Below are 9355 nucleotides of genomic sequence, written 5' to 3'. Positions count from 1 at the left end.
CCGCGAGCACGTCGACGGTGCGGTCGTCGGACCGGTCGCTGACGGCCTCGCCGCCCTCGCCGTGGAACGCCTCGACCGCTTCGAGCCGGTCGCGGAGGTTGGCGGCGCGCTCGAACTCGGCGTGCTCGGCGGCGCTCTCCATCCGCCGGCGCAGGGGGTCGGCGAGGGCGCCGGTCTCGCCCTCCAGAAAGCGGTGGACCGCGGCCACGTCCTCGGCGTAGCTCGCGGGGTCGATCTCGCCGGTGCAGGGGGCCGAGCAGATCCCCATCTCGTAGTCGAGGCAGGGGCGGTCGCGGTTCGCGTACTTGTGATCCGAGCAGCCGCGGAGCTGGTACTCGTCGCGGACCGCCTTCACCACGGTCTCGACGCGGCCCTTGTCCGTGAACGGGCCGTACGCGATCGCTCCTTCCTCCGGGTCGCGGGTGACTTCGATCCGGGGGACGGGGTGGTCGGTGAGCGCGATCAGCGGGTACGACTTGTCGTCTTTCAGCCGGACGTTGAACCGCGGCTGGAGCCGCTTGATGAGGTTGGCCTCCAGCAGCAGCGCCTGCGTCTCGGTGTCGGTGACCGCGAACTCGATCCGGTCGGCGCGCGCGACCATCCCCCTGATACGCCCCGAGCGCGGGTCGGCGTACGACCGCACTCGGTCCCGGAGGTCGACCGCCTTGCCGACGTACAGCGTCGTCTCCCCCGCCCGGAACTGGTAGACGCCGGGCTCGGTCGGGAGGTCCGCGGCCCGCTCGCGCACGGCGTCGGCGTCCATCGGATCCGGGTAGCCGCCGGACGCGTTTGAACGCTACGGGCGGGGAGGGGAGCGATCGTGCTAGGAGAGCGATCGCACCGGAGGGAGCAATTGCGTCGGGGGAGCGAAGGCGAAGGCCGACGGCGCTCCTTTCATCTAGAGGACCAGATGATTATCACACGTGAATAACGGGGGGAACCGTTTATGCTGGCGCTTGGGAGAGGGCGACATAGATATGACGGGAGTCAGCGGGCTACTCCGACGGGTGTTCGGGCGGGACCGGGACTCGCGGTCGGTCCCGGACGGCGGGGTCGTCGTCGACGACGGGGCCGACGACGGGAGACCGAGCGGAGCCGACAGCACGGCTCCAGGGATCGTGGACGAAGCGGGCACCGACCGCGCCGAGACGCTGTCTAGGGCCGGCTTCGAGCAGGTGTTCAACGCCACCGGCGTGCCGACGTTCATCCTCGACGCCGACGGCAACGTCGCCGAGTGGAACGAGTCCATCGCGTCGCTCACCGGGAAAGCGCGCGAGGACGCGATCGGTCACGGCCACGTCTCGGAGCTGTTCTATCCCGACGGGCGGCGGGCCGACACGCTGGCCGACAAAGTGCTCGACGCGCCGGAGACCGCCGACGAGGCGTACGGCGTCGAGCGGTGCGACTCGGCGCAGACCCGCTACCGCGACACCAGCACGATGGTCGACCGCCACGGCGACGAGAAGCACATCGAGTTCACGGCGACGCCGCTGTACGAGGGCGAGGAAGTCGTCGGCGTCACCGAAGTCGTCATCGACCGGACGGAGAACGTCAACCAGCGGAACGCGACCGAAACGCTGGTGAAGGAGGTTCGCGAGACGGCGGAGGCGATCGGCGAGGGGAACCTCGACGCCCGCGCCGTCCGACACGAGGAGTGCGAGATCCTGAGCGAGGAGCTGCTGGCCGTCATCGGCGTCGTCAACGGGATGGCCGAGAACCTCCAGAGCCTCTCCGAGAGCGTCCACGAGCAGGCGCGACAGATCGACGAGACGGTCCAAGAGGCGAGCGGGGCCGCCGGCGACATCGCCGAGAACGTCGACGAGCAGAACGAGCTGCTAGAGGAGAGCGTCTCCGAGATGCAGTCGTTCTCCGCCGGCATGGAGGAGGTCGCCGCCACCGCCGATCAGGTCGACTCCGCCGCGATCGCCGCCAGCGAGGCCGCGGACGAGGGGCTCGACGCCAGCGAGGACGCCCGCGAGGCGACTCAGGACGTCGTCGAGATCGGCGACGAGCTCGTCGAGAGCGTCGGCGCGCTCTCGGAGCGCATGGACGACATCGAGGAGGTCATCGAGGTCATCTCCGACGTCGCCGAGCAGACGAACCTGCTGGCGCTCAACGCCAACATCGAGGCCGCCCGCGCCGGCGAGGGCGGCGACGGCTTCGCGGTCGTCGCCGAGGAGGTCAAGAAGCTCGCCGACGAGACGCGCGGCTACACCGAGGAGATCACGGAGAGCCTCGCGGAGCTCCAGGCGCAGTCCGACGAGACGAGCACCGCCGTCGAGCGCTCGCACGACCGCATCGAGGACGCCGGCACCGAGATCGAGACCGTGCTCGACTCGCTGGAGGAGATCGCCGACGCGGTCGACGAGGCGGCCGCGGGCGTCGCCGAGGTCGCCCGGACGACGGACGACCAGGCCGCGACCGTCGAGGAGCTCACGTCGTCGCTGGAGGCGGTCCGCGAGCGCTCCGACCGGACCGAGGACGCGACCGAGCGCATCGTCGAGGCGACCGACGACCAGGAGGTCGCCGTCGACGAGCTGATCGCCCGCGTCGAGCGCCTGGACGCGAGGCATGAGAGGCGAGAGGAGCGGGATCGAGAGCGGTCCGAGTAGCGCCCGCCGGACCCTCTCGTAGCGCCCGGCAAATTCCCACGTGGCGCCGCGTCCGTCCCCCCGCGGCGTCGCCGCCGCCGCCCCGCCGCCGAACGTTTAACCTCGCAGAGACCCTATTTCTCGTATGTCCGTCACGCCGCCCGGACCCATCGGCGACCCCGTCTTCGGCAACGGTCGCCAGTACGCCGACGACCCGTTCTCGTTCATGCGCGCCTGCGCCGACAGCTACGGCGACGTCGTTCGCTTCGACCTCGGCCCGCGCGAGACCTACCTCCTGACGAACCCCGCCGACATCGAGCGCGTCCTCGTCTCCGAGGCCGAGCGCTACCGGAAGCCGCAGTTCGGCGACGACGCCATGGACACCCTGCTCGGGGACGGTCTCCTCATGAGCGAGGGCGAGGCGTGGCAGCGCCAGCGGAAGCTGGCGAACCCCTCGTTCCACAACCGGCGGATCGGGGCGCTCGCGGGGACGATGGTCGGCCACACCGAGTCGCAACTCGCGGACTGGAACGACGGCGACGTGGTCGACATCCAGCTCGAGGTCGCCCGCCTCACCGTCAAGATCATCGTCTCGGCGATGTTCGGCGCCGACATCACCGACGAGGAGGTGAAGACCGTCCAAGAGAAGCTGGAGCCGCTCGGCGCGCGGTTCGAGCCCGACCCGCGCCGCTTCCTGATCCCGAACTGGGTGCCGACCCGCGAGAACCGCGAGTTCGACGACGCCATCGGCACCCTCGAATCCGTGATCGACGGGATCGTGGAGCGCCGGCGCGGGACCGAGCGCGACCCGAGCGTCGACCCGGCCGGTCCCGAGGGCGTCGCGGTGCGCGGCCCCGCCGGCGACGGCGACGGCGACCTGCCGATGGACCTGCTCTCCGTCCTGTTGCGCGCCCGGGACCGCGGCGAGCAGACCGACAAGAACCTCCGCGACGAGCTGGTGACGATGCTGCTCGCCGGTCACGACACGACGGCGCTCGCGCTGACGTACACGTTCTACCTGCTCTCGAATCACCCCGAGGCCCGCGAGCGCGTGGCCGGCGAGGCCCGGGCGGCGACCGCCGACGGCGCCCCGACCGCCGCCGACGCCCGCGACATGAAGTACACCGAGCGCGTGCTCAACGAATCGATGCGGCTGTACCCGCCCGTCTACACCCTGTTCCGCGAGCCGAAGCTCGACGTGAAGATCGGTGGGTACCGGATCCCGGAGGGCTCGGCGCTCATGCTGTCGCAGTGGGTGATCCACCGGTCGCCGCGCTGGTACGACGACCCCGAGACGTTCGACCCGAGTCGATGGGCCCCCGAGCGCCGGAGCCAACGCCCCCGGTTCGCGTACTTCCCATTCGGCGGCGGCCCGCGCCACTGCATCGGGAAGGCGTTCTCGCTGCTGGAGGCGAAGCTGATCCTCGCGGAGGTCTGCTCGCAGTACGACCTGGAGTACGAGGGGCCCGAACTCTCGCTGCGCGGCTCGCTGACGATGCACCCGAACCACCCGGTGCCGATGCGCATTCGCGAGCGGTAGAGATGGCCGACGACGGGACCGCGTCGTACTGCCGGCGCTGCGGTGAGTCCCTCTCGCAGGGCGTCATCGCGAGTCAGCAGCGCGCCTGCTGTCTCAACGCGACTCCCATCGCCGGCGTCTGCCCGACGCACGGTCCCGTCGGACCGCACCACGCGGTCGACGAGCCGGGCGAGCGCGACGGGGGCGATACGCAGAGCGGGCGGCGAGAGTGACCGCCGACGGCGACGTGCTATTTATAAACCGATAGCGGCGGCGCGTGCCGCCGAGCGCCCGACGGGCGCGAGGTGCACGCGCGAGGGAGTCGCGAACGAAGTGAGCGACGAGGCTGGGGAGGAGTGAGGTGCGGTCGCCGTGCGGGACGGGGCTCAAAGGGGCAGCCGTGAGGCGGGCACAGGCGACGGAAGCACCGCAACGAGGGAGCGTCAGCGACCGAGTGAGGAGCACAGCGAGCGTGTGCCCGCCTCACGGCTGGGGCTTTGGACGTGGTGGCTGGGGCTTTGGACGTGGTGGCTGGGGCTTTGGACGTGATCACCGACGAAGCGCAGGCGACAGCGTCTCGCCGAGCGGCCGGGAATTCGAAACGGTTCACCGCCGAGTCCCGGCCACCCATTTATAAATCGATAGTCGCGGCGACCTCGCGGAACTCGGGGTCGTACAGGTCGAGCGCGTGGACGCGCCACCGGATCGGGTCGACCGCCGCGCCCACGAGGTCGGCCACGACGCCCGGAGCGGGGTTTCCGCCGCGCGCCAGGGTGACGTGCGGGACGAAGTCGTCGCCTTCGATCCCCTCGATCGCGCCGTAGGCGGCGCAGAGTCGCTGATGAAGCCGCACGAGGACCTCGCTCTCGACGGCGAGGTACACCACCGGCCGCGAGCCGGACGCCGGCGCGTCGAAGACGTCGATCCCGGTCGCGGCCACCTCGAACGGGTCGGTTCCCGACAGCAGGGGTCGGAGGTCCCCCCGGAGCGCCTCGAGCGCGTCGGGCTTCGGGGGGCTCGGTTCGGCGGCGGAACCGACGTCCTCGGGTCCGGGACGGGCCGCGCTCGCGACGCGGTCCGGGACGTTGTCGACCCCGAGTCGCTTGCAGACGAGGGTGTGCCGGTCGCGCACGCGGTCGAACCCCGACAGTTTCGGGTGGAGATCGGCCGCGAGATCGCCGACCGCGGGCGGGAGCGGGACGTTCAGGCTGAACACGACTCAGATCCGGTCGGTGAGCCGTAAGGCGATCAGGACGACGATGGCGAGGACGATCAGCGTCGGGAGCGCGTCGAGGAGGACGAACGTGATCTCCAGCACGGCGCCGAGGATCTCCAGGAGAAGCCATACGATAGCAAGTCCCAAGATCACCTTCAAGAGGTCGTCGACGTCGACGTCGGCGCGGTCAGCGTCGGTTCGATCCATGACGGTGGGGACGACCCCGACCGGCAAAAAGGCCACCGAGGGCGCGGCGGGGCGAGACGGCCCCGCCGTGCGGGGTCCGTTGCGCGATCAGGTGCTTCAAAACCCCTCCGCGCCGAACGGAGTCCATGAGCCTCATCGCGTTCGACTTCGACGGCACGCTCTCCGACTCCGAGATGACGGTCCTGCTCGCCGAGCGCGCGGGCGTCGCCGACGAGGTGACCGAGATAACCGAGCGAGCGATGAACGACGAGCTCAGCTACGCCGAGAGCCTCTACCGACGGGCGGAGCTGCTCGGCGGGCTCGACGACGAGGCGGTCGCGGCCGCGTTCGACGAGGTGACGCTCCGGCCGGGCGCCGGGGAGCTGATCGAGCGGCTGCAGGCCGAGGGGCACCACGTCGCGGTGCTCACGGGCGGGTTCGAGCGCGGCGTCGAGCGCGCGCTCGCGAAGGCGGGGGTCGAGGCCGACACGATCGTCGCCAACCGCCTCCCGACGGCCGGCGGGAAGCTCACCGGCGAGGCCGAGGGACCGCTCATCGAGGGGACGAAGGACGACGCGCTGGCCGAGTTGGCCGACGACCTCGGCTTCGCGATGGCGGAGACGGTCGCGGTCGGCGACGGCGCGAACGACCTCCCGATGCTGGAGGTCGCCGGGCTCGCGGTCGGATTCGTGCCGAAGGACGCGGTGCGCCCCGTCTGCGACGCCGTCGTCGCCTCCATGTTCCGGCTCGGGAAGGTGCTGGAGGGGTACGGCGTGCTGTCGGCCGAGGCGTAGCGCCGACGACCGCCGGACGAAATCCCGACGATCGCCGGACGAGATCACGATGATCGCCGGACGAGATCACGATGATCGCCGGACGAGATCACGATGATCGCCGGACGAAATCCCGACGACCGCCGATCTCACTCTCGACGACCGTCGGGGGCGACCACACTGTTTGGACTGAGCCTTAATAAGCGACGGAGCGAACGTGATCGCATGAACGGCGCCGGTGGGGTGATCAGATGCTTCCGACGCTGACGTACCTCCAGTTCCATCTCGTCTTCAGCCTTCCCGTCGTCGCGGCGCTGTGGTACCTCGCGCCGCGGTACGACGTCGTCCGCCGGCGACGCGCGACCGCCGGGATCGCGATCCTCGTCGCCATCGCGTACGTGTACACGACGCCGTGGATCAGCTACATGATCCGACGGGGGGCGTGGTGGTACGCCGACGGGGCGGTGCTCGTCCGGGCGCTGTCGATCCCGCTCGGCGAGTACCTGTTCTTCGCCATCCAGACCGTCGTCACCGCGTTCGCGCTCCACCTGATCGGGTTCGACCCGACGTTCCGCGAGGGCGACTTCGATCGGGGCCCGCGGATCGCCGGCGTCGTCGCCGGCGTCGCGATGGTCGCCGGCGGGCTCTGGCTCGTGTCGCTCGACCCCTCGTACCTCTACCTCGGCGGGCTGATCGCGTGGGTCGGCCCCGTCTTCGCGCTGCAGTGGGCGGTGGGGGGCGGGTACCTGATCCGGACGCCGCGGATGTGGCTCGCGGCGACGCTGATCCCCGCGGCGTACTTCTGGATCGCCGACCGGATCGCGATCGCGATGGGGACGTGGCAGCTCTCCGCCGAGCTGACGACCGGGGTCGCGGTCCTCGGACTCCCGATCGAGGAGATGCTCTTCTTCGCCTCGGCCGGCGTGATGACGGTGAACGGGCTCGTGCTGTTCGAGTGGGTACTCGACTGGAACGACCGGCGCGGCCGGCCGACCGAGTCGGCGGCGGACGCGTTCGACCCGACGCCCGAACCGCCCGAACCGGACCCGGAGTCCCCCGACCCCGTCAATGACTGAAACCGCGGCGGGCGCGGCGGCGCGCCGCGAGGCGACGGCGGTCGAGAGCGACGATGACGCCCGGTCGGCGGTCGATCGGTGGTTCGCGCTGTACCCCGCGCTAGCGCTCGCGGCGCTGCTCCCAGTCGGCGCCGTGACCCCCCTGTTTCCGGTGGAGGTGGGCGTCGCGACGTTCGCGCTGGGGACGCTCGCCGTCGGGATGGCCCACGGCGCGGTCGACCACCTCGTTCCGCTGCGCGCGGCGACGGACGTCTCGCTCCGGCGGTCGGTCGCGGTCGTCTCCGTCGCGTACGCGGTCCTCGGCGGGGCGGTCGTCGCGGCGTTCTTCCTCGCTCCCGTGGCCGCCTTCGTCGGGTTCATCGCGCTCACGTGGCTCCACTGGGGGCAGGGCGACGTCGCGGCGCTCGTCGTCGCGGGCGTCGACCACCTGCCGACGTCGGCCGAGCGCTGGCTGGCCCTCGTCGTCCGCGGCGGGCTCCCGATGGGCGTCCCGCTGCTCGCGCATCCGGGCGAGTACCGGCTGGTCGCCGAGTGGATCGTCGGGCTGTTCGTCGTCGACGCGAGCGCGGCCGCCGCCGCGGTCGAGCCCGTGTTCGTTCCGGCGACCCGGCTGGCCGTCGGCGCGTTCATGATCGCGGCGACGGTCCTGTCGATCGGACTGGGCTACCGGCGGGTCCGGGCGGGCGCCTCGCGACGGGGGTGGCTCCGCGACGCCGGGGAGGTGGCGGCGCTGTGGGCGTGGTTCCTGCTCGCCGCGCCCGTGTTCGCGATCGGCGTGTACTTCGCGCTCTGGCACGGCCTCCGCCACGTCGGCCGGCTGATCCTCGTTGACGAGCGGGCGGCGACCGCGCTCGGCGACGGCGATCTCCCCGGCGCCCTCGGGCGGTTCGGGCGCGACGCCGCGCCGCTCACCCTCGGCGGGTTCCTCGTGGTCGCCGCGGTCGGGCTCTCGGTCCCCGCCGGCGTCGCCGCTCCGGGCGACCTGCTCGCCGTGTCGCTCGTCGCCATCGCGGCCATGACGCTCCCGCACGTGGTCGTCGTCGCGTGGCTCGACCGGCGGCAGGGCGTCTGGCGGCCGGGAGCGGTCGGATAGGCGGCCGGGAGCGGTCGGATAGGCGGCCGGGAGCGGTCGGATAGGCCCGGCGTTCGGCTCGCCGGGGTCGGCCCACCGCGCCGCTCTTGTCGGCCGAGAGCGTACCCTCGGGGAATGGACGAGATCGCGATCCGAGACCCGCGGCCGGGCGACGCCGACGAGGTGGAGGCGCTCATCACCGAGCACTTCAGCGAGGGGAACTCCTACGGCGTCGACCTCGGGATCGGCGACCCGACGTACCACGTGCTGGTCGCGGTGGAGGGCGGGGCGGGACCGGACGACGACGCGGGACCGGACGACGGCGGCGACGCCGACGGACCGATCCTCGGGGTGATGGCGCTCCGCGAGTTCGCGGATCCGGGCGCCGTCGCCGACGAGATGTACTTTTTCGACGACCCCGACCTGATCCCCGCCGCCGACCGGTACGGTCACCTCGAGATGGGGTACGTCCGGGACGGGGCCACCGGACGCGGGATCGGGAGTCGGCTCCTCGGACGCCTGCACGGGATCGGCGCCGAGCGCGGAGTCGACGTGCTCGTCGCGGACTCGTGGTACCACGGCGGCGCCGACTCCCCGGAGAAGCTGTTCGACCGCCACGGCTACGAGGCGGTCCACCGCGAGCCGATCGACCGGCCCGCCGCCGAGTGCCCGAAGTGCGAGGTCGAGTGCACCTGCGAGGCGGCGCTCGCGGTGCGGCGCGTCGAGGGGGGAGCGCAGTGAACCACGACCGCGTCCACGCCCGAGAGCCGTCGCACCACGTCGGCCGGTGGTCGGTCGGAGTGATCGAGTCGATCGACGAGCGCGACGGGCACGCCGTCGTGACGGTCCATCCGGTGGCGTCGGCGGAGAGTGAGGAGAGCCGCGACGGGGGCGGAACGGAGCGCGACGGGGGCGGAACGGA

10 protein-coding genes and 1 pseudogene are annotated in these 9355 nt (G+C 71.6%); 8 read left to right on the top strand and 3 right to left on the bottom strand.

Features of this window, described 5'->3' with window-relative positions; genetic code table 11:
• Positions 1 to 763, bottom strand: a 763-nt coding sequence (locus DJ75_RS13685; protein ID WP_176451458.1) for a UvrB/UvrC motif-containing protein, incomplete at its 3' end; no start/stop codon positions are given.
• Between the two features lie 214 nt (positions 764 to 977).
• Here DJ75_RS13685 and DJ75_RS13680 point away from each other — a divergent pair.
• From DJ75_RS13680 to DJ75_RS13670, 3 genes are all read left to right on the top strand, one after another.
• On the top strand, positions 978 to 2612 hold the full coding sequence (locus DJ75_RS13680) for a methyl-accepting chemotaxis protein (RefSeq protein ID WP_094525000.1): 1635 nt from the start codon (positions 978 to 980) through the stop codon (positions 2610 to 2612).
• A gap of 124 nt (positions 2613 to 2736) precedes the next feature.
• Positions 2737 to 4131 carry a cytochrome P450 gene (locus DJ75_RS13675; RefSeq protein ID WP_094524999.1) on the top strand — a complete coding sequence of 465 codons (1395 nt, stop codon included), beginning with the start codon at positions 2737 to 2739 and terminating at the stop codon, positions 4129 to 4131.
• A gap of 2 nt (positions 4132 to 4133) precedes the next feature.
• The gene (locus DJ75_RS13670; protein ID WP_094524998.1) at positions 4134 to 4343 is read left to right on the top strand and encodes a hypothetical protein; all 210 of its coding nucleotides are present in this window, start codon (positions 4134 to 4136) and stop codon (positions 4341 to 4343) included.
• A gap of 398 nt (positions 4344 to 4741) precedes the next feature.
• Here the strand turns inward: DJ75_RS13670 and DJ75_RS13665 are convergent, their stop codons facing one another.
• Both DJ75_RS13665 and DJ75_RS13660 read right to left on the bottom strand, forming a co-directional pair.
• On the bottom strand, positions 4742 to 5326 hold the full coding sequence (locus DJ75_RS13665) for a 2'-5' RNA ligase family protein (RefSeq protein ID WP_094524997.1): 585 nt from the start codon (positions 5324 to 5326) through the stop codon (positions 4742 to 4744).
• Positions 5327 to 5329: 3 nt separating this feature from the next.
• Positions 5330 to 5533 carry a hypothetical protein gene (locus DJ75_RS13660; protein ID WP_094524996.1) on the bottom strand — a complete coding sequence of 68 codons (204 nt, stop codon included), beginning with the start codon at positions 5531 to 5533 and terminating at the stop codon, positions 5330 to 5332.
• 125 nt (positions 5534 to 5658) lie between these two features.
• On the opposite strand from DJ75_RS13660, the gene serB reads away from it, so the two are divergent.
• The 5 genes and pseudogenes from serB to DJ75_RS13635 form a co-directional block, all read left to right on the top strand.
• Entirely contained in the window at positions 5659 to 6306 is a 648-nt protein-coding gene (serB, locus tag DJ75_RS13655) for a phosphoserine phosphatase SerB (RefSeq protein WP_094524995.1), read from the top strand.
• A gap of 230 nt (positions 6307 to 6536) precedes the next feature.
• Entirely contained in the window at positions 6537 to 7361 is an 825-nt protein-coding gene (locus DJ75_RS13650; protein WP_094524994.1) for a lycopene cyclase domain-containing protein, read from the top strand.
• Positions 7354 to 8454 (top strand): Brp/Blh family beta-carotene 15,15'-dioxygenase, encoded by a 1101-nt coding sequence (locus DJ75_RS13645; RefSeq protein ID WP_094524993.1) that lies wholly within the window; start codon positions 7354 to 7356, stop codon positions 8452 to 8454. The genes DJ75_RS13650 and DJ75_RS13645 overlap by 8 nt, the downstream gene beginning before the upstream one ends.
• 114 nt (positions 8455 to 8568) lie before the next feature.
• Positions 8569 to 9174, top strand: coding sequence for a GNAT family N-acetyltransferase (locus DJ75_RS13640; RefSeq protein ID WP_094524992.1), 606 nt, complete (start codon positions 8569 to 8571; stop codon positions 9172 to 9174).
• Positions 9171 to 9355 (top strand): annotated as a pseudogene (locus DJ75_RS13635) (hypothetical protein); the annotation flags it as partial. The gene DJ75_RS13640 and the pseudogene DJ75_RS13635, both read left to right, overlap by 4 nt.

Origin of the sequence: Halorubrum sp. Eb13 (assembly GCF_002252895.1) — an archaeon.
Lineage (GTDB): Archaea > Halobacteriota > Halobacteria > Halobacteriales > Haloferacaceae > Halorubrum.
Note: the sequence above shows the minus strand (reverse complement) of the source record. Positions and strands in the feature narration are given on the sequence as shown.